Annotated in this window: 24 protein-coding genes and 2 pseudogenes; 11 read left to right on the plus strand and 15 right to left on the minus strand. The window is 43.2% G+C overall.

Annotated elements, in window-relative coordinates:
• Positions 1–206: 206 nt before the first annotated feature.
• The 4 genes from rpoZ to BMZ78_RS13260 all read right to left on the minus strand — a co-directional run bounded on the left by rpoZ (position 207) and on the right by BMZ78_RS13260 (position 2596).
• Positions 207–410 (minus strand): DNA-directed RNA polymerase subunit omega, encoded by a 204-nt coding sequence (gene rpoZ, locus BMZ78_RS13245; RefSeq protein ID WP_093230918.1) that lies wholly within the window; start codon positions 408–410, stop codon positions 207–209.
• Positions 411–422: 12 nt separating this feature from the next.
• Positions 423–1025: a guanylate kinase gene (gene gmk / locus BMZ78_RS13250; RefSeq protein WP_093230919.1), complete on the minus strand. Its 603-nt coding sequence runs from the start codon at positions 1023–1025 to the stop codon at positions 423–425.
• Positions 1026–1037: 12 nt separating this feature from the next.
• Positions 1038–1304, minus strand: coding sequence for an extracellular matrix/biofilm regulator RemA (gene remA, locus BMZ78_RS13255; protein WP_093230920.1), 267 nt, complete (start codon positions 1302–1304; stop codon positions 1038–1040).
• Positions 1305–1531: 227 nt separating this feature from the next.
• Positions 1532–2596, minus strand: coding sequence for a YicC/YloC family endoribonuclease (locus BMZ78_RS13260; RefSeq protein ID WP_093230921.1), 1065 nt, complete (start codon positions 2594–2596; stop codon positions 1532–1534).
• 137 nt (positions 2597–2733) lie between these two features.
• On the opposite strand from BMZ78_RS13260, the gene BMZ78_RS13265 reads away from it, so the two are divergent.
• Entirely contained in the window at positions 2734–4347 is a 1614-nt protein-coding gene (locus BMZ78_RS13265) for a putative polysaccharide biosynthesis protein (protein ID WP_093230922.1), read from the plus strand.
• Positions 4348–4387: 40 nt separating this feature from the next.
• On the opposite strand, the gene bcaP is transcribed toward BMZ78_RS13265, so the two are convergent.
• Positions 4388–5812, minus strand: a complete 1425-nt coding sequence (gene bcaP / locus BMZ78_RS13270; protein WP_093230923.1) for a branched-chain amino acid transporter BcaP — start codon at positions 5810–5812, stop codon at positions 4388–4390.
• A gap of 462 nt (positions 5813–6274) precedes the next feature.
• On the opposite strand from bcaP, the gene BMZ78_RS13275 reads away from it, so the two are divergent.
• A complete protein-coding gene (locus tag BMZ78_RS13275) occupies positions 6275–6979 on the plus strand; it encodes a pirin family protein (RefSeq protein WP_093230924.1) in 705 nt (234 codons plus the stop codon).
• Between the two features lie 228 nt (positions 6980–7207).
• Positions 7208–7990, plus strand: coding sequence for a DUF3153 domain-containing protein (locus tag BMZ78_RS13280; RefSeq protein WP_093230925.1), 783 nt, complete (start codon positions 7208–7210; stop codon positions 7988–7990).
• A gap of 177 nt (positions 7991–8167) precedes the next feature.
• Here BMZ78_RS13280 and dapF read toward each other — a convergent pair whose 3' ends face one another.
• The 3 genes from dapF to BMZ78_RS18860 are packed head-to-tail and all read right to left on the minus strand — an operon-like array spanning position 8168 to position 11949.
• Positions 8168–9007, minus strand: a complete 840-nt coding sequence (gene dapF / locus BMZ78_RS13285; RefSeq protein ID WP_093230926.1) for a diaminopimelate epimerase — start codon at positions 9005–9007, stop codon at positions 8168–8170.
• Positions 9008–9026: 19 nt separating this feature from the next.
• On the minus strand, positions 9027–11762 hold the full coding sequence (locus tag BMZ78_RS13290; protein WP_425263935.1) for a calcium-translocating P-type ATPase, SERCA-type: 2736 nt from the start codon (positions 11760–11762) through the stop codon (positions 9027–9029).
• Positions 11763–11805: 43 nt separating this feature from the next.
• Positions 11806–11949 (minus strand): hypothetical protein, encoded by a 144-nt coding sequence (locus tag BMZ78_RS18860; RefSeq protein ID WP_175482474.1) that lies wholly within the window; start codon positions 11947–11949, stop codon positions 11806–11808.
• A 320-nt stretch (positions 11950–12269) separates the two neighbouring features.
• Here BMZ78_RS18860 and BMZ78_RS13295 point away from each other — a divergent pair, with 320 nt between their 5' ends.
• Positions 12270–14006, plus strand: coding sequence for an Rqc2 family fibronectin-binding protein (locus BMZ78_RS13295; RefSeq protein WP_093230927.1), 1737 nt, complete (start codon positions 12270–12272; stop codon positions 14004–14006).
• A 219-nt stretch (positions 14007–14225) separates the two neighbouring features.
• Here BMZ78_RS13295 and BMZ78_RS13300 read toward each other — a convergent pair whose 3' ends face one another.
• Positions 14226–15536, minus strand: a complete 1311-nt coding sequence (locus BMZ78_RS13300; RefSeq protein WP_139203324.1) for a vWA domain-containing protein — start codon at positions 15534–15536, stop codon at positions 14226–14228.
• 191 nt (positions 15537–15727) lie between these two features.
• Positions 15728–17044, minus strand: coding sequence for a vWA domain-containing protein (locus BMZ78_RS13305; protein ID WP_093230929.1), 1317 nt, complete (start codon positions 17042–17044; stop codon positions 15728–15730).
• Between the two features lie 375 nt (positions 17045–17419).
• Here BMZ78_RS13305 and fdhD point away from each other — a divergent pair, with 375 nt between their 5' ends.
• On the plus strand, positions 17420–18229 hold the full coding sequence (fdhD, locus tag BMZ78_RS13315) for a formate dehydrogenase accessory sulfurtransferase FdhD (protein WP_093230931.1): 810 nt from the start codon (positions 17420–17422) through the stop codon (positions 18227–18229).
• A gap of 101 nt (positions 18230–18330) precedes the next feature.
• Here the strand turns inward: fdhD and BMZ78_RS13320 are convergent, their stop codons facing one another.
• The 5 genes and pseudogenes from BMZ78_RS13320 to tnpA all read right to left on the minus strand — a co-directional run bounded on the left by BMZ78_RS13320 (position 18331) and on the right by tnpA (position 22181).
• On the minus strand, positions 18331–19620 hold the full coding sequence (locus BMZ78_RS13320; protein ID WP_093230932.1) for an L-lactate MFS transporter: 1290 nt from the start codon (positions 19618–19620) through the stop codon (positions 18331–18333).
• Between the two features lie 451 nt (positions 19621–20071).
• A complete protein-coding gene (locus BMZ78_RS13325; RefSeq protein ID WP_093230933.1) occupies positions 20072–20422 on the minus strand; it encodes a Na-translocating system protein MpsC family protein in 351 nt (116 codons plus the stop codon).
• A gap of 24 nt (positions 20423–20446) precedes the next feature.
• Positions 20447–21043, minus strand: a complete 597-nt coding sequence (gene mobA, locus BMZ78_RS13330; RefSeq protein WP_093230934.1) for a molybdenum cofactor guanylyltransferase — start codon at positions 21041–21043, stop codon at positions 20447–20449.
• Positions 21044–21306: 263 nt separating this feature from the next.
• A pseudogene (locus BMZ78_RS13335) lies at positions 21307–21859 on the minus strand (RNA-guided endonuclease TnpB family protein).
• A gap of 4 nt (positions 21860–21863) precedes the next feature.
• A pseudogene (tnpA, locus tag BMZ78_RS13340) lies at positions 21864–22181 on the minus strand (IS200/IS605 family transposase).
• 316 nt (positions 22182–22497) lie between these two features.
• Here tnpA and moaC point away from each other — a divergent pair.
• Genes moaC through moaA form a run of 6 tightly spaced genes read left to right on the plus strand, consistent with a single transcriptional unit; the run spans position 22498 to position 26441 of the window.
• Complete coding sequence (gene moaC / locus BMZ78_RS13345; protein ID WP_093230935.1) at positions 22498–22983, plus strand: cyclic pyranopterin monophosphate synthase MoaC; 486 nt, start codon at positions 22498–22500, stop codon at positions 22981–22983.
• Positions 22980–24236: a molybdopterin molybdotransferase MoeA gene (locus tag BMZ78_RS13350; RefSeq protein ID WP_093230936.1), complete on the plus strand. Its 1257-nt coding sequence runs from the start codon at positions 22980–22982 to the stop codon at positions 24234–24236. Before moaC ends, BMZ78_RS13350 begins: the two co-directional genes overlap by 4 nt.
• A gap of 6 nt (positions 24237–24242) precedes the next feature.
• The gene (gene mobB, locus BMZ78_RS13355) at positions 24243–24749 is read left to right on the plus strand and encodes a molybdopterin-guanine dinucleotide biosynthesis protein B (RefSeq protein WP_093230937.1); all 507 of its coding nucleotides are present in this window, start codon (positions 24243–24245) and stop codon (positions 24747–24749) included.
• Positions 24740–25138 (plus strand): molybdenum cofactor biosynthesis protein MoaE, encoded by a 399-nt coding sequence (locus BMZ78_RS13360; RefSeq protein ID WP_093230938.1) that lies wholly within the window; start codon positions 24740–24742, stop codon positions 25136–25138. Before mobB ends, BMZ78_RS13360 begins: the two co-directional genes overlap by 10 nt.
• Positions 25139–25163: 25 nt before the next feature.
• A complete protein-coding gene (gene moaD / locus BMZ78_RS13365; RefSeq protein ID WP_093230939.1) occupies positions 25164–25400 on the plus strand; it encodes a molybdopterin converting factor subunit 1 in 237 nt (78 codons plus the stop codon).
• Positions 25401–25424: 24 nt separating this feature from the next.
• A complete protein-coding gene (gene moaA, locus BMZ78_RS13370) occupies positions 25425–26441 on the plus strand; it encodes a GTP 3',8-cyclase MoaA (RefSeq protein WP_093230940.1) in 1017 nt (338 codons plus the stop codon).
• Positions 26442–26583 lie beyond the last annotated feature (142 nt).

Raw genomic sequence — 26583 nt, forward strand, 5'->3', positions numbered from 1 at the left:
TACTCCTCTATCCGCTATTTTTACAATAAAAATAACAACCCGAAAAGGTTGTCGCATCGTTGACAAAAGATCTGTATTGATAAGGGTTCCCTTTCCATTTCGTTCCCGCTTATTTGATCCATCAAAAGTTGCTCAACCGGAAAAGGAACCCTTGATTTGTCAACAGTCTCTCTGATTGTCAACGGCTCAACAACCCAAAAAGGTTGTTATTGTTTGCGATTCTGTACTGGAGCTACCAGGAGATCTTCAGCGATTTCCTCTAAAGCCACACCCACATGTTTTTTGGATTTGGGCTTGAGCTGCGGTTCTGCTCCATCGAGCAGTTGACGTGCACGTTTCGCTGCCAGCACAACCAAGGAATATTTGCTATCCGCTTTGGTCATCAATTTATCAATGGATGGATAAAGCATGAAAACCCTCCTTTACTCTGTCATTACCAAGCGATCAACCCGGCAATGCTCAGCCTTGATAATCGCTTCTACTCGTTCACATGCTTTTTCCACTTCGTCATTAATGACAACATAATCATATTGGTGAATTTGCTTAAACTCGTCAGCTGCCGCATTCAAACGATGAGCCAGAGTGACTTCTGATTCGGTGCCGCGATGGACAATCCGATTTTTCAACTCTTCCATCGTCGGTGGCAATAAGAAAATAAAAATGCCTTCAGGAAAACGCTGTTTTACTTGGTGAGCACCTTGTACGTCAATTTCCAGCAACACATCTTTTCCCTGTGCAAGTGTTTCTTCCACAAAACGACGTGGGGTACCATAGTAATTTCCTACATATTGTGCCCACTCAATCAACTCTTCACGCTCAATCATCTGCTTAAACTCTTCAACCGTTTTGAAGAAATAATTGACTCCTTCTCTTTCTCCTTCACGCGGCGCACGTGTAGTAGCAGAAACAGAATAGGCCAGTTCTGGCATTCTTTTTCGAAGAGCGGCACAAACCGTTCCCTTTCCTACACCAGACGGGCCTGAAAGGACAATTAAAAGACCTCTCGTTTGATAATGAGCTTTCATGACAAATCCTTTCTACTCGATTAACTCTTCAGGTTGTTCTTTGCTTTGCAAGCGATGTGCAACCGTCTCCGGCTGTACAGCAGACAAGATCACATGGTCACTATCGGTAATGATGACCGCTCGAGTCCGACGTCCGTATGTCGCATCAATTAATACGCCGCGTTCACGTGCTTCCTGAATAATTCGTTTGATTGGAGCGGAATCCGGGCTCACAATGGACACAATACGATTTGCCGACACAATATTGCCAAAACCAATATTTATTAATTTGATACCCAAGTTAAAGTGCCCTCCTTGTAAATAATGACAGCGTAGATCAACTCCCGGATCTCACTGACAAAAAATGATGAGTTTGTGGACAAAGATTCTGTTTCAACATGGGGTTTCTGTTGCTCAACTCCCAAAGAAACCCTCTTGTTTATCAGCAGCCTCAAAAAGTTATCCTACTAGGCTATTTTAGACCGTTTTGCAAGAAGAATCAACGAGACCCACTAATTCTACAAACTCTACTCAATATTTTGTACCTGTTCTTTCATTTTTTCGAGTTCACTTTTCGCATCGACAACAAGCATACTGATAGATTGATGATTCGCTTTTGAGCCAATGGTATTTACTTCCCGATTCATCTCCTGTAACAAGAAGTCCAAACGGCGTCCAATCGGTTCCTCCGAAGAAAGACTCTCCAAAAATTTTTTGGTGTGGCTTTTCAGCCGTGTCAGTTCTTCGGTAATATCAGCTTTGTCCGCAAACACAGCGATCTCTGCTAATATGCGATCTTCCATCTCCTGATTTTCATGGATCCATTCCTTCAATTTGTCATACAAACGTTTTTCCAGTGACTCCACCACTTGTGGAGCCAACTCTTCCATTTCTGCAACGATCCCGCTTATCTTTTGGATCCGGAAAGCAAGATCTTCCGCCAGGTGTTGCCCTTCTTGCTCACGCATCGCTTGCAAGGCTTCACACGCTTTCTCCAAAGAAGCAAACAAAGCGGAACGATAGTGGTCTTCATCCCACTTACTTTCTTCAATGAGCCAAATATCTGGTAAACGGATCAGATCAGATAAAGTAAGTTCACCTTGTATGTTGAAATGTTTCTCTATTTCTTTGCTCGCTTGCACATAACCGGCAACTAATTTCCAGTCGACTGTTACCTGTTTTTCAGGACTGAGTTGTCCTTCCACACTAACGAATACATCCACCCTTCCTCTTTTTATATACTTTTTCACAACTCGCTTCATTCCCTCTTCAAAGGACAACCAGCCAGCTGGCAAACGCACCACAATATCAAGGAAGCGGTGATTCACGGAACGAATTTCTGTTACGATGCGAACCTGATCAATTTCAGCTTCGCCTCGTCCATAACCTGTCATACTATTTAATCCACTATTTTTCATCATGAATCTATTTTGAACTGATTCCTGTAAAAATGCAAGCGAACCCGAGTACTCTCTTTGTGCTGCGATCTTCATGGGTTGGCATCGGGTCCTTTTACGAGTTGTTCCTGTTGCCTTCACAGTCAACAGTTTCCCAACAATAAGAGACTGCTTTATTTCTGGACAATGTCCCATGAACCTCTCACATGAGAAACCAAAATCTTCACAGCCATTACGATTTTGCGAATAAATGACCTGGTTTATATGATTTATTTTATAAAGCTGTTAAAATAGGAAAAGTGATCAATCTAAAGTAAAAGGAAGTAACATTCATGGCTAGCAAACTAGTGAAAGGAACACTCATACTTAGTATCGCTACATTATTAACCAGAATGATTGGAGCACTCTTTTGGGTTCCATTTCAAAATATCGCCGGGGATGAAATCGTTGGATTGTATAAAGTTTCATTCCCTCTATACGCTACCTTGCTGGTCATCGCTTCTGCAGGCGTTCCGTTGACCGTATCCAAGTTCGTCTCCGAACGCCTGTCCAAGGGTGACCATCTGAACGCACGGCGCGTATTGAAAGCCGCTTCCATCATTCTTTCGATCACAGGGCTTGTACTGGCTCTTTCTCTTTATCTGGGAGCGGATTTTGTAGCGAATGTCATGCTACATAACCCAACGACGAAAGCTTCGTTACAAGTTTTGGCCCTGGCCATTGTCTTTGTTCCTTTGATGGCGGTTCTGCGCGGATATTTCCAAGGCCATCAAAACATGATGCCAACCGGGATCTCGCAAGTGGTTGAACAAATCCTTCGTGTCGTTACCGTCATCGTATTAACCTATTACATGGTAGAAGCAGGATTTTCGTCAGAACAGATCTCCGCAGGTGCAACAGCGGGAGCGTTTACAGGAGCCATTGGTGGTCTTCTGGTTGTCCTGTGGTACAACTTGCGAGATAAAAGAGAATGGCGCAAAAAAGTACAACAGCAACCACCTACCGACCCTGAGCCACTGTGGCCATTGATCAAAAAAATTCTTGCCTTCTCCATCCCAATTTCTTTAGGCTCATTGGTTTACCCAATGATCCAGTTTTTGGATTCGGCCACTGTTCCACGCCTGTTGCAATGGATGGGACATAATCTATCAATGGCCAATACCTTGTATGGTATCTATGGGCGCGGAGAACCATTTGTCAATCTCATTCAATCTTTTTCAGTAGCCATCTCACTTTCACTCGTTCCGGCTATCTCCGCCTATGTGGCCAAAAAGGAAATGGCTGCGGTCAGCCGTACCATTTCGCAAGCCTGGTTAATGACCCTGATCGTTAGCTTACCGGCCAGTTTGATGGTAACAGTTCTCGCCAAACCGCTTAACATTATGATGTACAAAGATGATAAAGGCTGGTTTCCACTTGCGATTTTAGCCTTTGCCGCCATTTTTAGTACGGTTGCCACTGCCAGCACCGGCATTTTGCAAGGATTGGGGTACAATAAAATACCCGTTCAAAACCTGATCATTGGCGGAATCGTAAAAGTGATCGGAAACTTTATCTATATTCCCCTGATCGGAATTGCCGGTTCTGCTTTATCCATGGTTATTTGTTATCTCGTCGTCTGCATCTTGAATATGTGGGCGGTTCTGGAAAAAACCCAAACCAGGGTGAAGTATACACAGATCTTTATAAAACCCACCATTTGTGGTGTGATTATGTCCATATTCCTTTACTTTGCTTATATCGGGATGGAACATCTGGTTGATCCAACAGGCAACTTACGACTCACTTATACATGGATGAGCATTGTGCTGGGTCTATTTGGAGGCATCGTCTTCTTTATCACCTTATTGCTAACCAAAACATTGGGTGAAAACGAAGTACGCCTCCTGCCAATGGGCAACCGCCTCTTGCACATTTTCCGTCGTTTGCATTTGATTCGTGCATAAACAAATCCCCCCTGTTCTGAATAACAGGGGGGATTTCCTTTTAAGCACCTTCTTTTGCTTGTACCTGTTCTTCTTTGTTGATGCTTGCATTCCGTCTGGAATAAGTGAAATAGATCACTAGACCGATTGCTAACCAAATGAAGAAGACTTGCCAAGTCAGCGCCTGCAAGTTCAGCATCAAGTAAATGCAAATTCCTGCACCTGCAAGCGGAATGAACGGAACACCTGGACAACGGAAAGCACGTGGTAAATCTGGACGGGTATAACGAAGGACAATCACCCCGATACATACGAGTGTAAAGGCGAAAAGTGTTCCAATATTCACGAGTTCAGACAATTTGTCCAATGGAATGAGTGCCCCTGCAAAAGCAGCAATGGTTCCCAATACCCAAGTTGCCCCAAAAGGCGTCCGATAGGTTGGATGAACATTGGAGAACAGTTTTGGTAACAAACCGTCCCGAGACATGGAGTAGAAAATACGGGTTTGTCCATACAGCATAACGAGAAGAACCGTTGTCATCCCCATGATTGCACCGATATCAATAAATCCGGCTACCCAGTTTTGTCCTGCTACATCAAGTACCAAGGATACAGGATGAGACAGGTTTTTCTCAAATTGCTGGAATGGAACGACCCCAGTCATAATGGCTGAAACGATCACGTAAAGGGCTGTACAGATCAGCAAAGAATACAGAAGACCGCGTGGCAAGTCCCGTTTCGGATTTTTTGTTTCTTCAGCAGCAGATGCGACTGCATCAAAACCGACATAGGCAAAAAATACGGTTGCGGCTGCTGCAACAACACCATTAAAGCCAAAAGGTGTGAATGGTTGCCAATGAACGGGCTTTACATACCACATAGCGACAGCAATAAACAAGAAAATAACGAAAACTTTGATGATGACCATGATATTATTGACACGTTTGGAAGTAGTGACTCCCCGGGCTAATAAAAATGTAATAATCATAACAATGATAAATGCAGGCAAATTGAAAATAGTCTTAACACCAGGGATTGCTTTTGGTGCAGCAGTTAAAGCTGTTGGCAGCTGAATGCCAAATCCAGACAGGAGATGCTGAAAATACCCTGACCATCCCACTGAAACTGAACTGACCGCAAACAGATACTCAAGCACCAAATCCCATCCAATGATCCAGGCCACGATCTCTCCCAAAGTGGCATAGCTATACGTGTAGGCTGAACCGGACACAGGAACTGTTGAGGCAAATTCAGCATATGCCAATGCTGTGAATACACAGGCAATTCCGGCAATAATAAATGACAGAGGCAAAGCTGGCCCCGATTTTAAGGCACCGGTTCCTGTTAATACAAAAATACCCGTTCCAATAATCGCCCCAATTCCCAGAAGTGTCAAATCCCAGGCATTGAGAGCACGTTTCAACTTGCTTTTTTGCTGACCATCTCGGACAAGCGACTCGATGCTTTTGGTACGAAATAAGCTCATAACCTCTCCTCCGTTTGAATAGTGTGACAAATCCCTCAGTCCAATTTGGCAAAGGAACATCCCTTTTTATCTATAATAATACTTTATTTTTTTATGTCAATGATTAAATTTATTAAAATCATTTTCTCATATCAAATAAGTATAAATATACGTTTCATTCTTATTTTTCAGTTTTGGGTTTTTAATAGTCAAAAGCTTTAAACCGATTAATCATATTTAATTACAAATAGCTTTTTAAATAAATACAGCTTGTTGACAAAGTCTTCTTTTTGGTACCAGGGCTCCTTCTCTGTTTTGCCCAAACGAAAAAGATTGATGGAGATTGACAAATAGTTCTTCGCATTCTTAGATACCATTAAAAGTATTGGCTATTGATAAATTGACAACTGAATATCTTTAAATTAAGATATTTAATATAGAACTATATGTGCATAACCATATCAAGCAAAAAGGAGAATTCAGATGATCAGGATATATCCAGCAAACTCCCGATATAAAGCGGATCATGGCTGGTTAACAAGCCACTTCAGTTTTTCTTTTGCCGAGTATTTTGATCCCAACAATATGAGCTTTGGACCGCTTCGTGTCTTAAATGACGATATCGTTCAACCCGGTCATGGCTTTCCGCCTCATCCACATCAGGAGATGGAAATCGTTTCGATTGTTTTGAAAGGGCAATTAAAACATGAAGACAGTATCGGAAATGCGGAAATCCTTCAGTTTGGACAAGTCCAACGCATGACAGCAGGAACGGGTATCATTCATTCAGAAATGAACCCTTCTGCCACCGATGAAGTGAATCTTCTACAACTCTGGTTTTTGCCAAATCAGGCAAAACTGTCACCCTCATATGAAACGGTTTCATATGACCCACAAAAAATGAACAATGCGCTATTACCCGTTGTTTCCAACAAGGTCCAGTCCGAACATGTCGCTTATATTCACCAAGACTTGACCCTATATCTATCCAAACTGGAAGCGAAGAAAGAGATTTCATTCCAACAGGCACCAGGGCGTCGGATTTTCCTCTTTGTTATTGAAGGTGACCTGATGATCCATGGCGAAACCCAGCTTCATACCAGAGATTCCGCACGAATCACTGAACAGGATCAGCTCGACCTGACTACGCACTCTGGCGCTACTTTTATGTTGATTGATCTTCCATGAATCTCCCACCGCCCAGGCTAACGCTTTGAGGCGGTGTTTTCTTGCCAACAGAAAATCCAAAAATCTGACAAATCCTTGAAATCCTTGACCATTTTCTTTTCTCATTCCTCAATTTGGTCTATGATGAAAACAATCCAAATCTTTTTAGCTTGTTGGATTATACTCATTTAAATAAAATACGAATATGATTTATTTTTACGGAATCAGATCAGTAATAGGGGAGAAATCATGCTTAACAAAAAGAAAATCACACTGTCTGTTCTTCTATTGCTCATGGTAGCTGTACTCCTTACAGGCTGCGTTGATGTGGATGCACATGTGACACTCAACGCTGATTTAACAGGTACCTATGAGTTTACCTTTCTTACTTCATCTCTTGCTGACAAATTTTTAACCGGTAACAAAGACAACCAAATAGAAAAAATGAAAGAACAACTGGCACAACAAGGTTATCAAATACAAGAAATTACCAAAGACGACAAAACCGGTTGGAAAGCAACCAAAAATGTGGATAACTTTTTAAAGGAACCACCTACCAATCTCAGTAACAATTTAAAAACAGCTTATGATTGGGCAACAAAGCAAGTCGCTTCTTTGCAAGGAAGTCAGCCTATGCCCCCCAATGAAAACGGGACAGGTTCTGGATTTACCACCGACTGGGGTTTATTTTTTACCACATTGAAAATGGATGTTCATGTGGATGCAAAAAAATTCCAGCAAAACAGTTCTTTTGATGAAATCCCAGAACAGTGGAAAAACATGATTCTGGATAAAATCAATCTTCGCTTTATCTTAACCCTTCCTGTAGCTGCGACTGAACACAATGCTACAAGTGTATCAGAGGATGGAAAAACATTGACTTGGAAATTAAATCCTACTGGTGACAATCATATTTACATTGCAAAAGATGTGCCCAACCCGTTCACTTGGGGCATTCTGCTGATTGCAGGGATCATTCTTCTCGTTGTTCTCCTACGCAAGAGAAAGAAAAAACAAACAACGATGTATTAAAAAAAGCCGTCAGGAACAATACCTGACGGCTTTTGGTTGATGGTACAGAAGTCGTCACAGAGAAAGGAACCCATCCCGAAGCGTGGGAGAAATGGATCCATATTTTATATTTTTGGGATCGCCACACTGAGCCAATTTCCAGAAAGGGTTAACGGTGATCGTTGATAAATCGGTTGATCAATATTTTTTTAGCCAAACACCTGTAAACACCTTTTCTGCCGGCCCCGTCATATATACATGCTGGTCTCCTGAATTCCACTCGATTTCCAAATCTCCTCCTGCAAGATGTACCGTTGCCTTCCGATCACACTTTCCGTTAAGTACACCCGCTACTACCACGGCACAAGCCCCTGAACCGCAAGCCATCGTTTCTCCTGCTCCCCGTTCCCACACCCGCATCGTGATTTCATCGGGAGAGTGAACGGTAATAAATTCCACATTCGTTTTACGCGGAAACCACTCATGCGTCTCAATCATGGGGCCCAAAACATCCAGGGGGATCTTTTGCACATCCTCCACTTCAATGACCGCATGTGGATTCCCCATGGATACAGCAGTAAAATAAAATGCTTGCTCCCCTGCCCGGATCGGCTGATGAATGACCTGTTTTTCCTTACTTAATACAGGTACTTTCTCCGCTTCCAAAATGGGTTCCCCCATGTCGACACGGATCTGTTTGACTTGATCTTGCTCCATCTCCAGCCAAACATTCTGCACGCCAATCCCTGTTTCAACGGTAAGCTCTGATTTCCGGATGGTTGACAGCTCTTCCGCATAGTATTTCGCAACACAACGCAAGGCATTTCCACACTGTTCTGATTCTGAACCATCCGAGTTAAAAATGCGCATCCGAAAGTCCGCTCGCTCCGAAGGAAGAATAAAGACCAGACCATCTGCCCCAATACCGAATCGACGATGACAGATCTCTTTCGCTAACTTTTCAACATAGGGTGGAACTTCTTCCCGGACAACAATTACAAAATCATTTCCCAAACCATGCATTTTTGTAAACTGCATTGATGTTTCACCTCATCGCTTATCCATGGATTAATTTTCTGACAGGTCGGAGTAGGTCCAGCAGTCCTGCAATATTCACGGGCAAGATGGAGGTGACACAGATCAAAATCCACTCCCGTATTCCAAGTGGCACCGTATGAAAAATGGGTTGTAACGGTGGATAATAAATCACGGCCAACAAAAGAAGGACGGATGAGAGAACCGCCAAAATCAACAGTTTGTTATCGAAGGGGGTACGGCTGAAGATCGAGCCGGTTGTCCGACAATCAAACACATAAATCAATTGCGACATCACTAGCGTCGCAAAAGCAACGGTTTGAGCCAAGACGAGATTGTCTGGATTTTCGCTATAAGTAATCCAGAAAGCCATCAGGGAGCAGAAACCGATCAATAATCCACGCGTGACAATCTTCCAACCCACCCGGCGTGCAAACACACTTTCCCTACTGTCACGTGGCGGGCGGGTCATGGTATCTTCCTCAGCCGGATCTACACCCAATGCCATCGCTGGCAAACCATCTGTTACCAGATTCACCCACAAGATTTGAATGGGCACCAACGGCAGGGGAAAGCCTCCTAACATCGCCAGAAACATGACCAAAATCTCGCCTACATTGCTAGCTAGCAAATAGCTGATAAACTTTCGGATATTATCATAAATATTTCGTCCTTCTTCAACAGCCGCAACAATCGTGGCAAAGTTGTCATCAGCCAAAATTAAAGAAGAAGATTCCTTGGATACATCTGTTCCGGTAACTCCCATCGCAATTCCGATATCTGCGGCCTTGATTGCAGGAGCATCATTCACTCCATCACCTGTCATCGCCACAACATGGCCTTGCTTTTGCAGTGCTTTCACAATTTTCAATTTATGTTCGGGTGATACCCGAGCAAAAACATCAATCTGATTGATTTTCTGCTGCAGTTCTTCATCACTCATAGTGTAAAGATCATTCCCGTTGATTGTCAAACCATGTGGCTGTTTGATCCCCAGCTCGATGGCGATCGCTTCTGCTGTTGTTTGATGATCCCCCGTAATCATGACCGTTTTGATTCCAGCACGTCGACAAACCCGAATCGCTTCTTTCACCTCTTCACGAGGTGGATCCATCATTCCTGCCAATCCAACGAAGGTTAATCCTTGTTCCACTGTGCTACTGCGTTCAACTTTCTCGCCAGGCCTGACTTCTCGAAAAGCAAAAGCCAGATTACGCAGTGCCATCAGAGCCAACTCTTCAATTTGTTTCAGGATTTCAGCTCGTAAAGTAGGGGTAAGTGGCGTAATTTTTCCATCATGCAAAATATGGGAACATCGGGAAAGCAAAATGTCTGGGGCCCCTTTTGTATAGAGAAACTGTTTTCCATTTCGATGTTTCACTATCACTGACATCATCTTCCGATCGGAGTCAAAGGGATATTCCTTTACCCGTGTCCATTCCCCTGTCACTTCACTTGCCAACAATCCGCCTTTGGCTCCAACCACGAGCAGTGCACCTTCCGTTGGATCTCCATCAATCCTCCATTCCTCTTGCTTTCTCTTTAATAATCCTTCTTTCACCGTGTTACAAGACAATTGGGCATTATTGCAAAGAACGGCGATTTCGAGCAAACGTCGAAAAGCTTGAGAAGAGAAGGGTTGAATCTCTTTTCCCTGCCAGGAAAAGTTCCCATATGGTGCATAACCACTTCCGGAGACTTGCACTCGTTTGCCGTCTACCCAAAGATGGGTAACGGTCATCTTATTCTGTGTAAGCGTACCCGTTTTATCTGAACAAATTACAGACGCACAACCGAGTGTTTCGACTGAAGGAAGTTTGCGGACAATTGCCCGTTTTTTGATCATCCGCTGAACGCCCAATGCCAAAGCAATGGTCACAATCGCTGGCAAACCTTCTGGAATAGCAGCCACGGCTAGGCTGACTCCAGCCAAAAACATTTTATACACATCGTGTCCGTGCAAGATGCCTGTAACCACCACCAGTGCGGTTAGCATCAGGGCTACTACTACCAATACTTTTCCCAGCTGCTCCAAACGCCGCTGGAGAGGTGTTTCCATCTCTTCTGTGCTTTCGATCAAATGAGCAATCCTTCCCATTTCCGTGGCCATTCCTGTTGACACAACGACACCAAGTCCCGTACCCCGTACCACCATGGTCCCCATATAGCCCATATTTTTACGATCCCCTAATGGAACGTCAGCTTTTGCCAATGCTTCCGATCTTTTTTGAACGGGCACGGATTCACCTGTTAAAGCAGACTCTTCAATATATAAATTTTCTGTTTTCAAAAAGCGAAGGTCAGCGGGAACTCGATCGCCGCTTTCCAGGACAACAATATCTCCTGGGACCAGTTTGGCCGCATCGACACGCTCCCATTTTCCATTCCGAAGTACTCGCGCCGTTGGGGCCGACAGTTTTTTCAACGCACTGAGTGATCTCTCTGCCCGTACTTCTTGAATAAAGCCTAAAATGGCATTTAGAATCACGATGGCAATAATGGCAATGGCATCGGTATATTCGCCAAGCAATGCAGATATGAGAGTAGCAATTAACAAAACCCAGACCATAAAATCCTTAAACTGGGCAATAAACACAGCAAAGTAAGAAGCTTTTTCTCCCTCAGTCAATTGATTGAGCCCTACTTGTTTGAGTCGTTCATCGACTTCTTTTTCATTTAAACCTTTTGCAGGATCTACACCAAAATGTGATGTCACTTTGTCTGGTTCCCAATCAATCCAACGTGCTTGCTCCGACAACTTGATTTCCTCCTTTGTGCCACTTTCTCTAGCTCATGTGTATTCAGACAAGCCCATAAAAATGCACAAAGAAAAACAGGTGCACCGGATTTTCCAGTACACCTGTTAGAATCATCATCGTCCCCGCCAAAGAAATCATCGAAGAAACTTCCTGATCACCACTATCTTCTTCGTCATCCCCCTCCATTGACACTCCATACGGCTGAAGCCGTGGGATTCTTGGGTCGTTAGCGTCCTCAGTCCGTTTCCGTTTTGGCGGGCGCCCAAGTTCAGGGGTGTGCCATCACCCCATCCCATGCAGTTCTACGGCACTGGACCTGTACCCACATGGGCATCCTTTATGGATAAGAACTCTGCTTTTATTCTAAATGGATACTATTATTTAATATAATGTGATTGTAAAGTTTGGATGAACCCCTCCTCTCAACTGATCTTGCAAAGACTTTTGTACAAAAATCGAGTAAGATATAAGAACGTAGAGTTATCGATAGAAAAGGATGAATACCGATGTCTTTTGATGGAATCGTTACACGTGCGATTGTTCATGAATTAAACAAAATCTTGTCTGGTGGTCGGATTACAAAAGTATACCAGCCAAGTGATGTAGAGATTCTGCTTCATATTCGTTCAAAAGGAAAAAATCATCGCTTGTTATTATCCGCTCATCCTGCCTACCCACGTATTCACTTTGTCGAACATCAGGTGGATCATCCAGTAGAACCACCGATGTTTTGCATGCTTCTGCGCAAACATTGTGAAGGTGCCATTATCGAGTCCATCGAGCAGGTTGGAATGGAACGCATCATCCATATTCTCTTTCGAACCCGAAACGAATTGGGCGATGAAGTTATTCGGTGCATGGTCCTTGAAATCATGGGAAGACATAGCAATTTTATCCTGCTTGATCCAGAAACAGGCTATATTTTTGATGCCATTCGTCGGGTCACTCCGGCGATCAGCCAACACCGACAAGTTTTTCCAGGGGCCACCTATACGCCTCCACCGGAGCAAAATAAACAAAACCCGCTCGATGTAGATAAAAACACCTTCATTGCCGGATTTGATTACAATCGTGGACAACTGGACAAACAAATCGTCCAACGATTTACAGGCATCGGGCCACTGATCGCCAGAGAAATCGTTCACCGTGCAGGTTTGGGAAATCGGGACCAGCTGTGGGAAGCTTTTCAGCAAGTGATCGAGCTGATTCGCCATCATCAATATGTACCTACCATCATCCATGCCGAACAAAAAAGCGTATTTAGTGCCATCCCGCTTACACATGTCCATGGTGAAAAACGTACCTACCCGACCATGAGTGCCTGCCTGGAAGCTTTTTATTTCGGTAAGGCGGAACGAGACCGCATCAAGCAACAAACAAACGATCTCATGCGCCTGTTACAAAACGAAATCGATAAAAACACAAAGAAGATTTCCGTGTTGGAAAAAGAGTTGCACGATGCGGAAAAAGCCGAAACTTATCGGATTTATGGGGAATTACTTACCGCTTATATGCATCAAATCAAACGGGGAGACCAGGAGGTTCGCTTGATCAATTACTATGACCCTGAAGCCAGGGAGATTGTCATTCCGCTTGATCCTAAATTAACACCATCTGCTAACGCTCAGTACTATTTCAAGAAATACAATAAATTAAAGGCCTCAAAAAAGTGGAATGAGGAACAAATAAAAAAAGCGAAAGAAGAAATCACTTACCTCGAATCTGTCCTGGTCCAACTGCAAAATTCAACCCTTCGAGAAATTGAGCAGATTCGAGAAGAATTACAGGAAGAAGGTTGGCTAAAAACACCAACAAACGATAAAAAAAGGAGAAAGAAAGAAGTTCCTGCTCCGATGACTGTCTATTCTTCAAGTGGCACTCCCATCTTGATCGGACGAAATAACAAGCAAAATGATTATCTAACCCATCAAATGGCTTCAGCCACGGATACATGGTTACACACCAAAGATATTCCAGGTTCCCACGTGGTGATCCGCAGCAAATCCTACGATGAAACCACTTTACTGGAAGCGGCGATGTTGGCTGCCTATTTCAGTAAAGCACGAGAATCGAGTCAGGTGCCCGTCGATTATACTTTGATCAAATATGTACGCAAACCATCAGGAGCCCGTCCAGGATTTGTAATCTATGACCATCAGCGTACCTTGTTCGTCACCCCTGATGAAGAAAAAGTGAAAAAAATCCTTTTCCGAAAACCTCCGGTTCAAACTGGAAAGCACTAGTCATTCCTGCGGACACCAGAAGTTTTGTACATGTTCATTCAACCAGCCAGGATTGAAAGTATTTATCCATCAACAGCGAACATGTACCCGACAACAAAGGCTACTGACGCTGAGGGGCTTGTTGACAACATCCAATTTTGGATCGAGGTTCCTTTTCCGCAAGCAAAAGTCGCTTTAACGGGAAAAGGAGTCCCTGGTCTGTCAACAAACCCGCCTATGTCAGTAGCCTACTTTTGTGACTGGAGGGGTTATGGATTTCTTTTCGATATTCTTCGCATTGAGATACATTTGATCGATTTGTTCAGTTCCTTCCTGAATCTCCCGATCAATCAAGCGTTTCTTTTCCCTGTATTTCTGTTCGTAAAAACTTTTGATCAAATCATAGCGACGATTGATTTTTTGGTACAAAGGACCTTTTGGATCAGCCAGCTTGGCATCAATCTTGTTTTCTTCGAACAACAATTCAACACCTTTTTGTAACTGTTGTTTTTCCTTGACATTGAGCTGGTAAAATTGGCTCTTAAACGGATTTAAACCTGTTAACCGCTCTACCTTTTCATTGATCTGTGTCTGGAAATCACTAAGTGCATAAACATTTCTGACTTTCCAGCTATCTACATAATATTCCCAGCCCAAATCCACTTTTTCGCGTAAAACATTCTCCAAGCTATAAGCAGAGTTGATCCACGTGAACTTGCCGCCACCCGCCTGGGCAATTTTCTTGAGTGTTGTATTTTGTAGCGGGCTTGTAAAGAAACCGATCACATGTACTTCAGCTTTCAACTTTCCATCATGCAATGCTTTCGCTTCACGAACCGGATCGCCTCCACAGGTTTCAATTCCACCGGTAATCAAGACAATCATATTTTTTCCCGCTTTTTCCTTTTGTGAAAGATCTTCTCCCGCATCACGCAACCCTTGTGCCAATGCAGCTGGTCCTATTGGCTTAAACTGGCCAAAGGATTGTGGAGTAGCCAAGCGTGTTTGACGACAGGCAGTTGCTCCCTGTTTCTGTCCACCGAACCCCCGCAAGGTCAAAGTGGATTCTTCCGGATAAGAAGAGGCAAAACGACCAATGGCGATTTTCTCCAAATTCAACTTCCACTGATCGTTCACCCGCCCAAACATCATTTGGCTGGAATCAAATACGATAGCCAAATTTACATGCTTCGGTTTTTGTGTACGTCGTTTGTTTTGCAAAGCAGTTGTATGAAACTGCGGTTGAAACCGGTTCAAATCTTTTAATAATGGTTTATAGTCTTCTGCAAGTAAATAAATCAATTCCTTATACGCTTCATCTGCAGAAAGCTGATCTGGCAAATCCTGAATCTCTTCCCGCAGCTTCTCTTCATTATAACGGGCTCCAGCAAATTCTCCCGGTCCATCTTGTAACATCGTTTCAGCGGTTGTTCCGACTGGTTTTCTCTTGATCAGCCCCCAATCTTCTGCCAGTGACTTCCAATCGGAACAGCCAGAAAGCATTAAACAAGAAGTAAGAAAAATCGGTATCCATTTCTTCTTCCTTAGCAAAATTCTTCCCACTCCCTAGTCGATTTCCTATTTAGATCCTTTCGATGATCATGGACATTTCTATTTTATATGATAAAAGCTGGATTCCCAGAAAAACTTTTTTCCTATTTTATGAAATTTTCTCTTGACTGAAGTATATCAGTGGGAACAGAATTTGTGTGAACGAAAAAGAAACTTATGCTGTATTTCTTCTATGAAGAGCGATGTTGAATCGTCTGTAAAAGTTGTTGTTTGCTTTTTTGGATGGATTGATTGAAGCTGGCAAAGCGCTGACGAGCAAATTGATCAAGCTTGGTATAACGATCCTGGATTCTTCGACTTAATTGTTCCGGTTCCTGCAATTTTCCTTTTTGTTTGAGATAGTATGCTGCCTGGACCAAACGTTGATTCTCTCTGATCAGAAGAGAATAAAACAAGCTCTTTTTATCTTCGCCATGGAGCACCAGATCAGGAGAAACCAACTTTTCCAATTCCGCTTTCTTCTCCTTGGCCAAGAGGATTACTTCCAACTCATTTTCTGCGCGCCATCCAAACCAGTCAAACAGGAGATGAGTATATTCGTCTTGCCAATAACGGTTTAACTCTGGTCCTGAATCAACTGTAGTGTAGACGCCTCCACCAGCCTTTGCCATCTTTTTCAAGGCTTGTTGTCCTTGATCATTCACCGCAAAACCGATCACATTCACAACCGCTTTCGTCCGCGATTGGTGCACTTTTTGTGCTTCAGCAACTGGATTTCCACCGCATGTTTCTTCCCCATCACTGACAACATAGATCAGATTTTGTTCATTTGCACGATTAGGAGGCAAATCTTTTCCTGCTTCTCTTACACTCAAAGCCAAGGGAGTAAAGCCTGCTGGTTCAAAACGATGCAAAGCTTGGGCAAATTTTTCTTTCTGGTACGTTCCGAGTGGATATACGAGCTCACTGCTATGGCAGGAGATCTCTTTGTCTTTCTCTTGACTGCTTCCCATATGCCCATATACCCGCAAGGAAACTGACACGTTTGAAGGCAACTTGGATACAAAGTGATGAATCGCATCTTTGGCCCACTTCATCTTTTGTACGCCCTGTACATATTCCGCCATGCTTCCACTCGCATCGAGAAGAATGGCAATATTCACTTTCTTTTCCAGCTTATCAGGTTGTTTGCTAAGCTTGGGCACCAAGTTCGGCTGAAAATCATCCAATTTCTCTTTAACGGGTCGATAATCTTCTGCCAACAAACGGATCAAATACGCATATGCTTCTTCCGCCTTCATTTTGCTTGGAAGATGATCCAAATCCTTATGTAACGGATACTTCTCAAACTTATCTCCAGCCCACTTACCTGGTCCTTCCTGCAACATTCCCTTTGCATCGGTTGCCGGCTTTTTCGGTTGATCCAGAACCGTTTTTTTGAGTGGCGATGAAGGCTGCCTGGAATCCGAAGAAGCGGGCGGAGAACAGGCAGTCAATCCCATCAACATGAACAACAACGAAAGAGTGAAAAAATACCTGACTGACAATGATATACACCCCCAAACAAATCAACTACTCAGTCATGATCCAGGTTATTTCTGCTATAGACTTTGTCTCTTTTCCCTTTTTATCTGGTAAGGAATCAATGAAATACCCTTGTCATTCACAAAATATTATAAATAATAAAGAAGTTGCTCCTGATATCGTTCACTGGAAAGGGAAAACCGGTTTTGTCAACGGTCTCAATGTCATTCATGATTACTTATTCATCAAAAACATGTTATTATTTATTTAATAATCCGAATTTTTATCTTATACCTTTTTCATTCCATTAAAATAGTCTTCATTCTCGAGAGGTCTATCCATTTTGATTTATAATGAAAGCGTTTTAGTAACCACAATCTGACAAGCGAGGGATCCAAATGGACATAACGAAAAAAAGAAACATCTTGCGATACAATGGTTCATCTTTGATCGAACAGGAAGATGAAATTGTCCTTGAATATCCTCTAACCATTATGCTCAACGGTCAAGAATTTGCCACACTCATCTGTACCCCGTCCGACCTCGAAGACATGGCGATCGGTTTTCTGGCATCGGAAGGAATTATTCGTTTTCCCGATGAAATAAAATCGATCCATATTGATCAAACAGGAGGGTTTGCCTATATAGAAACGACCCATCCACATCCTGTAGCCGCTGAATTTTACTCCAAGCGATTTATCGGATCATGTTGTGGAAAAAGCCGCCAATCTTTCTATTTCCATAATGATGTAAAAACAGTGAAAACAGTAACCAGCCAACTTCAAGTTACTGTCGAGCAGTGTTTGCACTTGATGGAATCATTGCAACAACAGTCTGCTGATTTTAAAAATACGGGTGGGGTACACAATGCCGCCTTATGTGATAAAAATTCCATTCTCATCGCCAGAACCGATATTGGTCGCCACAATACTTTGGATAAAATATATGGTTATTGGATTCGAAACCGTATCCCTCTTCATGACAAACTCATTGTATTTAGTGGCCGCATTTCTTCCGAAGTTCTGCTCAAAGTCGCGAAAATCGGAGTAGGGATCCTGCTCTCGAAATCGGCTCCCACTCAACTGGCCCTGGATTTTGCAGAAGATCTGGGAATTACCACTGTCGGCTTTATCCGTCAGGGAAAACTGAATGTCTATACCCATCCTGAACGCATTCTTGATTATCATCCAAACAAAATACAAGCTTGAGCTTTAGTGGGGGAACCCTTGCCAACACTCCTCCGAAAAGAAGTGGACAGGGTCCCCCCACAACTGTGAAGAACGATCTGCAAAAGCTCCATCTTCTTGCCTCAAACCTTTTCCAATGAATGTTCATGAGTGGCATGCAATTTTTTGTTCTCTTGACTCATTTTCTGTAATCGCTTGATATCCAGACGAATGAGGACTGAGACTACCAGGGCTACTGCACAAAGGGCTGCAAATACATATAGCGTTGAGACATAGCTTTGCGTTGTATCTCTTACCCACGCAGTAAAGATCGGACCAGCCAAACCGGCTGCGGACCAGGCAGTTAAAATATAACCATGGATGGCCCCCAGTTGTTTCGTGCCAAATAAATCACCAATAAAAGCCGGGATCGAAGCAAACCCTCCGCCATAACAGGTAAGGATTAAAAAGAGCGTTATCTGGAACAGAAGTGCATGATCAAAGGTTGGCAAAAGTAAATAAGCAATGATTTGAATGACAAAAAAGGCAGTATACGTATTCGGTCTCCCGATCAAGTCGGAAAAAGAAGCCCAGCCAATTCGTCCCAACCCATTAAACAAGCCTAACAGACCAACCATCGTGGCCGCAGCCAGAGGAGTCATTTTGGCAAACTCTTGAGCCATGGGAGAAGCAACGGCCAAAATAGCGATCCCGCATGTTACATTAATAAAAAGCATGAGCCACAAATACCAGAAACGCCTTGTTTTGATCGCTTCATTGGCAGTTAATTGTGCCAGATCTTTTTTCACTTTCACTGTGCCTGACTTCTGCTTCTCTTTAAATCCGGCTGGTAGCCATCCTTCTGGTGGAGGTGACAGATATTGTGCTGAACCAAAGATGAGGAGAAAATAAATAGCCCCCAGTATATAAAAGGTGTTGGCAATTCCGACTGATTCAATCAGACGTGCCATAATCGGACTGCTGATTAACGAAGCAAATCCAAAACCCATAATGGCCAAACCGGTTGCCAATCCACGGCGATCCGGAAACCATTTTACCAAGGAAGAAACGGGCGTGATATAACCCACTCCAAGTCCAATTCCCCCAAACACACCGTAGCATACATATAAGAAAGCAAGTGATTTCAATTGAATCGCCAAACCTGCCCCCAGCATTCCCAATCCAAAAAAAACGGCTGATAACATGCCTGATTTTCTCGGACCATGCTTTTCGACATAATGACCCAAAAATGCTGCAGACAATCCCAGGAACAAAATGGCGATACTAAAAGTTAAAGAAACCTGGCTCGTACTCCAACCAAATTCTTTCATCAAGGGTTTGGTAAACACACTCCAGGCATAAACCGAACCAATTGAAATATGGATGCCTACTGCCGAAGCTGCTATCAGCCACCGATTTTTTACTTTTCCCATTTACACGTTCCCCCTATAATCTTCGATCCACTCGTGAAAAATTTTCCAGAAAAAACGAAATCCGGCACAAAACAATCCTCCCTATGGAAAGACTGTTTCATGCCGGATAATACCCCTACATTCGATAGATGCAGGAGTACCCATCTAGCAAGCGCTTTCAATCATAGCCATTAAACGAAACCCAATTCATTTAATGACCATGCAATTTGTTGTTTATTTTAAATGAAATTCACTTATTTGTCAATAAAATTTCATATTTTAGCCAAATATTTGTTGCATATTTAAACCTTATATCAGCTTGTTGACAAAGTATCTGTTTTATGCCGGTTTTCCTTTTCCGTTTCACTCCCGTTGCTTATTAAAACGAGCAAGAAGTCGTTCAACTGGAAAAGGAAAACCGGGTTTGTCAACAGTCTCAACCTTATATACGATGGTCGTAGAATCAACAGGCTTAGGTATCTGCAATTTTTCGATCAAAAATAAATACAGAGACCGCAATATCCTCTTCAATATTGATATCCGAAAATAAGTATAAAAGTTTCGCACCTACCAATTCTTCCATGCCCTCAGGCACTTTTTCTTCATACACACGTTGAATCATCTTGGTTCGAGCCTGATGAACCAAATCGGCTCCCTGTGGCATTTGGGCAATGAATTTTTCAGTAGGGGTTAAATTCCCATACAAAATACAAATTGCCATATTGTCAACAAATGTGGTTTTAATCCGTTCAGGACCTTTTCCAAAATGTTCTTTTCGGACTTTTTTCACAATTTCATTAAACTGTGCCTCTTTTTTTCCCACTCCTTCACTTCACCTCTATGAGAATCAGATTTGCATTAATGCCTGTTGATAATCTTCAGGAGTATTCACATTCATGACAAATCGCAGATCCAATCCCTTTTCCTTAAAAAATGACGCAGGGATTTGCTTCCAGTCCACCTGTTTCAAAAATTGCATAACTTTTCTTTCGCCCCTATCCAACACTTGGGCAATCAATTTTTCACATCGCTGATGATAGATTCCGTGTAATGGATGGATTTTATCATTGATCAACGGAATTGCCGCATCGCATGAACCTTTTTGTTGGTATTGTGCTAACAAACGGGCTGCACGACTGGATATGAATGGCATATCGCATGCCACTACCCAAACTTGTTCATGCTTTGCATGAGCAAAAGCAGCATGCATGCCGCCCAATGGGCCCTGATGTGGGATTTTATCGGTCAAGATTCTGACATCATCTGGTAAAAAAGACCAATATAAAGAAGGCCGATTGGTAACGAATAATATCTCATGACATACTTTCTTCATTTCCCTAACTTGTCGCTGTAACAATGTCTCACCATGAAATAGCAATAATGCCTTCGGTTGGCCATTCATCCGGCGATTTTGTCCGCCTGCCAGGATGACTCCTGTCATCATCTTCCCACTCTTTTCAAAAACGGTTTAAAAGTAAAAGAATGACAGCTGTTACAGAATAAACATTCAAAAGTATAAATTAATCACTTACTTTTTTGACACTCCACACGGCTAAAGCCGTGGGATTCTTGGGTCGTTAGCGCCCTCAGTCCATTTCTGTTTCGGACAACGCCCAAGTTCAGGGGGGATGCATCACCCCGTCCCATGCAGTTCTACGGCACTAAGCCGCATGTACCCACATGGGCGGCATACCTGTTACCAGTATGCTAGGCTACTAACCCAGAAATGGCCTTAGCTATATTGATCGCTCCATTCAGATCAGCATGGCAGGTATAACCACACTTTTTGCATCTGAATTGGATGCCATTTCGATTCGCTTTTTCACGATGGCCACATTTACAGGTTTGGCTGGTGTAGTCTGGTTTAACCAATTCAAAGCGAATTCCAGCCATTTCAGCCTTGTATTTAATCATTTCTTGTAGCTGGTGGAAAGCCCATGAATGAAGGTTTCTGCCAGCTTCTTTCTTAGACTTTGCTCGATTTCGAATATCCGTCAAAGCAACACCATAGCTTTTTGAATGATTTCGTGTTTTGGTTTTTCTTTTTTGACTTGACTTCCCGAATCGTTTGGTTCACTACAGCAGACGGAAATTTTCCATGAGAAAACTCTTTGAAAATCTTACTGGTTGCCTTGTTCACCTCTGGGTGAACAAGTAGCCAGTTAGCAAATGCTGTGTTTATCTCCGTCATTCGCTGATACATTTCCTGTTTGGCTTGTGTTGGCTTATGCAGTTCTAACCTTAGTGTGATCGTTGGCATTTATTCACCTCCTTTTCTTTTGAGATTCCGTTTCACCGGACACATTTCCAGCGGTACTGACAAAGATGGAACGAGTCCGAAGACTTCGCAAATGGTTCAGATGCGGGAATTCCTAGCGAAGTTTTCTGGGAGTCACCCCTTTCCATTTCGCCATCATATCTGATGGAGAATAGGTCGGGAGACAATTCAAGAATAAATGACATGGGCAGGCATTACTTCCATTGCCATGATATTTTCCTTGCAGATTTGCTCTACAATTTCCTCTTTATTTACCAGTACCTTACGACTATCTGGGATAAAAAACAAAATGGTGATTGATCAATAATACAGTCGTTTTTGTTCGTCTATACTCTCAACTCATACTATCATTTTATAGATTTAATATTCAAACTACAACAAAGGGTTAAAATGGTTGCTCTAAGCATCCCTATAAAGGAGATACCGAGCAACGCGGCTTTATTTTCACTGCTAAAACCATTGTTTTTGTAAATGTTAATTATTGCATTACTATTTATATTGTGCCATGATAAATAGTGTAATTTAACTTTTTTTACCCATTTCTAGTTTGTCAGCAACATGATTTCTAGGTCAATGATCCTGTCTATTTCGTCAGATTAAAAGACTGGAAGGATGACAAGATGCTCACTCATTTCAACAAACAACAACGAGCCAGGATGGTAGATGTTTCACATAAACAGGCAACCGAACGAATCGCAGTAGCAAAGACTCGAGTGATTATGCAACCGGCCACACTGGAGACCATTGAACAGGGTAAAATTTCAAAAGGTGACGTCTTGGCGGTTGCGCAGGTAGCCGGTGTGATGGCTGCCAAGAAGACTTCAGAATTGATCCCCATGTGTCATCCCATCTTTACAACGGGTGTTGATTTGACTTTTGAAAAAATTTCAGAAGATACATTGGAAATTGAAGCAACAGTCAAAACGGTCGGCGTTACCGGAGTTGAAATGGAAGCGCTAACGGCAGTCAGTGTAGCCGCTCTCACCATTTATGACATGTGCAAGGCCATTGACAAACAGATGAGCATTGGCCCCACCTATTTGGTCAAGAAAACAGGCGGAAAAAGCAATTTCATCCATCCCGAAAGGACGGTGGATTCCGAATGAGAAGAGGCCGTTCGCGTTACCAGAGAGAGGCGATTAAAGTTAGCGAAGCTCAAGCTCGCATTCACCCCTATGTGCGAGCTGGACAAACCGAAACCATTTCGCTCCATGAGAGCCATGGCCGTTATTTGGCTGAAGATATCTATGCCAATGAACACCTTCCCCATTTTCGCCGTTCGGGTATGGATGGGTTTGCGATTCGATCCGAAGACACCCAAGGCGCATCCCGGGAACAACCCGTTTTATTGGAAGTTCAGGAAACCGTGCCTTGCGGATCAGTTCCGAACCTTCCTGTCACCTCTGGCAAAGCGACACGAATCATGACAGGGGCCGCTGTTCCGGACGGAGCAGATGCGGTCATCATGATCGAGATGACCACCTCCATCGAAAAAGATGGAAAAAACTATATCGCCATTTCGCGAGAAATAGAAGCAGGGCAAAATATTTTGCCGATTGGGGACGAAGTGACCAAAGGAACACTTCTTTTGCAAAAGGGACAAAAAATCAATCCAGGTGTGGCTGCATTACTCGCTACCTTCGGTTATGCGAAAGTGAAAGTCTATCAGCAACCGAAAGTGGCCATTTTTGCCACCGGATCTGAACTGCTTGATGTGGATGAGGCTCTGGTTCCCGGACGGATCCGCAACAGCAATGGACATATGTTAGCCCACTTGCTACTATCAGCGGGAGCCAAACCCATTTTGCACACCAAACTCCCTGATAACGTTAAGCAAGCCAAAAAAGCCATTATCCGCGCATTTGACGAAGCCGATCTTGTCATAAGTACCGGTGGTGTATCTGTTGGCGATTACGACATTCTGGTGGACATTTTTGAACAGTGGGATGGGCAAATGTTATTCAATAAAGTAGCCATGCGGCCGGGCAGTCCGACTACTGTCGGGGTATATCGCGATCAGTTTCTGTTTTCTCTTTCTGGAAATCCGGGGGCTTGCTTTGTTGGATTTGAACTGTTTGTTCGCCCTACCTTGTGGGGAATGCAAGGCAAATCCAATTTAGAGCTTCCTACCTTCACAGCCACTTTGCTGGAAGATTTCAGCAAACCATCTCCCTTTGAACGCTATGTACGCGGGGTAACCAGCTATCAGGATGGAAAAGTGTATGTGAAACCTGCAGGGGTAGAAAAGTCAAGCGTCACTTTGACGATCAAAGATGCGGACTGCTTGATTATCATTCCATCCGGAGGTCGTGGGGCATCCGCTGGAGATCTGGTGAAAGCGATTTCACTGAAAGAGTGATCAAAGTTGAAAAAACCAGTGATTCTTCAAGTGGTCGGTTATAAAAATGCAGGAAAAACTACCTTGATATGTCATTTAATCCAGACATGGTCCAACCGAAACTTTCGAATCGGAACCATTAAGCACGATGCCCATGACTTTGAAATGGATGTCCCCCATACAGACACCTGGAAGCATCAAGTAGCCGGGGCACATACCGTGGCCATTACCTCTTCGCAAAAAACAGCCATCATCCAGCATCGCTCTTTGTCTCTATCTCAACTGATTGCCTCCATGGCTGAACTGGATCTTGTTCTAGTGGAAGGGTTCAAGCAAGAAAATTACCAAAAGGTTCTGATTATCAAAACAGAAGCAGACCTTTCCCTTTTGCATTCATTGAAACAGGTAATCGCCATCGTTTCTTGGTTCCCTTTCAAACATCCAACCATTCCTACCTGGCAGATTCAGCAAATCGATGGACTAGCTGATTTTTTACTCAAACAACTAAGCGAGGTGCATGATCCATGTTCGTAATCACCCAAGATAAAATCGATGTGCAGGCAGTCATTGAAGCAGTTCAAGATCCTCATTGTGGCGGAACTTGTACTTTTATCGGTACCGTTCGAGATTTGACTGATGGCAAGAAAACTGCCTATTTGGAGTATGAAGCTTATGAAGAAATGGCCGAAAAAATGCTCAAACAAATAGGCGATGAAGTCTTAAAGCAATTTGGTTGCTCCCATGTCGCCATTTCTCATCGGATCGGTCGATTGGAAATTGGTGATGTTGCTGTAGCTATTGCTGTCTCTGCTCCACACCGAAAAGAAGCTTTTGAAGGCTGCCGCTATGCAATTGAAAAGCTCAAACAAGTGGTCCCTATCTGGAAAAAGGAATTTGGTGAAGACGGATCCTATTGGGTTTAATGATGGTGAATAAGGAGAGATAGCGATGAAGATTTTATGTTTCGCTGATTTGGGTGAAAAAATAGGGAAAAACGTCGAATTTCCACTGGAGACAACAATCACTGTTCGCGAGCTTCGTGAAAAATTAAGCGAACAGTATCCACTCTATCAACAACAACTGCAAACATGCATGGTAGCGATCAATCAAACCTATGCCGAAGAGGAAACTGTCATTTCCCCCGACGATGTCGTGGCTTTGATTCCACCTGTCAGTGGTGGGTAATCCAACAGAAAAAGGGTGTTCCTTATGACCGAAAGGACATTGGACAAACTGAATCGTCCATTGAAAGATCTACGGATTTCCGTTACGGATCGATGCAATTTCCGTTGCCGATACTGTATGCCTGAAGAAATCTTTGGACGAGACTATGCATTTTTACCCAAAGAGAAGCTCCTTCGTTATGAAGAAATCAACCGGCTTGTTCGCATATTTGCTTCGCTTGGCGTGACCAAGATTCGCATCACAGGCGGAGAACCACTTCTGCGCAAAGATTTGCCGGAGCTTATTCGCATGATCGCTTCCATTGAGGACATCAAGGATATTGCCTTGACCACCAATGGTGTACTCCTGAAAAACCTGGCCAGACAACTGAAAGAAGCAGGACTTCAGCGGATCAATGTGAGTCTGGATACCTTGGACAGCGAAAAATTTACCCGACTCAATTCACGCTTTCATCGTGTAGAACAAGTACTGGAAGGGATTGAAGCAGCGGCAGCTGCCGGGCTTCAGGTAAAAGTGAACATGGTGGTCATGAAAGGAATCAATGACGACGAAATCGTCTCCTTTGCCCGATACTTCCGTGATACCCAGCATATCTTGCGGTTCATCGAGTTCATGGATGTAGGGAATACAAATGGTTGGAATATGGAAAAGGTGGTTCCCAAAGAAGAGATCATCAGCAAAATTCAATCGGAAATGCCGATCGAACGAGTTGAGCCGAACTACTTCGGGGAAGTCGCAACACGCTATCGATATAAAGGGACGGACAAGGAATTCGGGATTATCTCCTCGATCACTGAACCTTTTTGTTCTTCCTGTACCCGTGCCCGCCTTTCATCCGATGGAAATTTATATACTTGTTTATTTGCATCGAAAGGATATCCCTTGCTCCAATTGTTACGTTCGGGTGCTTCGGACGAGACCATTCGAGCTAAAATCATCGAAATCTGGCAAGATCGAACCGATCGTTACTCGGAAGAGCGTTTCCAATTGAGCCAAGAACAAAAGCAAAAGAAAATTGAAATGTCGTATATTGGTGGATGAAACAAAGAGAAACATACATCTGATCACTCCTCCTCTCCCTTGTGTTTGAAGTGACATCAAGCAAGGGAGATTTTATTTGACCTTCATATCCGATTATTTGTCAATCGACCACACTGTTATTCATATATTCTGATAATTAAGA

The organism is Thermoflavimicrobium dichotomicum, assembly GCF_900114055.1.
Taxonomy (GTDB): domain Bacteria; phylum Bacillota; class Bacilli; order Thermoactinomycetales; family Thermoactinomycetaceae; genus Thermoflavimicrobium; species Thermoflavimicrobium dichotomicum.

Bases quoted from the DNA above. Each gene is read 5' to 3' on its own strand.
- rpoZ (WP_093230918.1), bottom strand. From the start codon at position 410: ATGCTTTATCCATCCATTGATAAATTGATGACCAAAGCGGATAGCAAA.
- gmk (WP_093230919.1), bottom strand. From the start codon at position 1,025: ATGAAAGCTCATTATCAAACGAGAGGTCTTTTAATTGTCCTTTCAGGC.
- BMZ78_RS13260 (WP_093230921.1), bottom strand. From the start codon at position 2,596: ATGGGACATTGTCCAGAAATAAAGCAGTCTCTTATTGTTGGGAAACTG.
- BMZ78_RS13265 (WP_093230922.1), top strand. From the start codon at position 2,734: ATGGCTAGCAAACTAGTGAAAGGAACACTCATACTTAGTATCGCTACA.
- bcaP (WP_093230923.1), bottom strand. From the start codon at position 5,812: ATGAGCTTATTTCGTACCAAAAGCATCGAGTCGCTTGTCCGAGATGGT.
- BMZ78_RS13275 (WP_093230924.1), top strand. From the start codon at position 6,275: ATGATCAGGATATATCCAGCAAACTCCCGATATAAAGCGGATCATGGC.
- BMZ78_RS13280 (WP_093230925.1), top strand. From the start codon at position 7,208: ATGCTTAACAAAAAGAAAATCACACTGTCTGTTCTTCTATTGCTCATG.
- dapF (WP_093230926.1), bottom strand. From the start codon at position 9,007: ATGCAGTTTACAAAAATGCATGGTTTGGGAAATGATTTTGTAATTGTT.
- BMZ78_RS18860 (WP_175482474.1), bottom strand. From the start codon at position 11,949: ATGGAGGGGGATGACGAAGAAGATAGTGGTGATCAGGAAGTTTCTTCG.
- BMZ78_RS13295 (WP_093230927.1), top strand. From the start codon at position 12,270: ATGTCTTTTGATGGAATCGTTACACGTGCGATTGTTCATGAATTAAAC.
- fdhD (WP_093230931.1), top strand. From the start codon at position 17,420: ATGGACATAACGAAAAAAAGAAACATCTTGCGATACAATGGTTCATCT.
- BMZ78_RS13320 (WP_093230932.1), bottom strand. From the start codon at position 19,620: ATGGGAAAAGTAAAAAATCGGTGGCTGATAGCAGCTTCGGCAGTAGGC.
- mobA (WP_093230934.1), bottom strand. From the start codon at position 21,043: ATGATGACAGGAGTCATCCTGGCAGGCGGACAAAATCGCCGGATGAAT.
- moaC (WP_093230935.1), top strand. From the start codon at position 22,498: ATGCTCACTCATTTCAACAAACAACAACGAGCCAGGATGGTAGATGTT.
- BMZ78_RS13350 (WP_093230936.1), top strand. From the start codon at position 22,980: ATGAGAAGAGGCCGTTCGCGTTACCAGAGAGAGGCGATTAAAGTTAGC.
- BMZ78_RS13360 (WP_093230938.1), top strand. From the start codon at position 24,740: ATGTTCGTAATCACCCAAGATAAAATCGATGTGCAGGCAGTCATTGAA.
- moaD (WP_093230939.1), top strand. From the start codon at position 25,164: ATGAAGATTTTATGTTTCGCTGATTTGGGTGAAAAAATAGGGAAAAAC.
- moaA (WP_093230940.1), top strand. From the start codon at position 25,425: ATGACCGAAAGGACATTGGACAAACTGAATCGTCCATTGAAAGATCTA.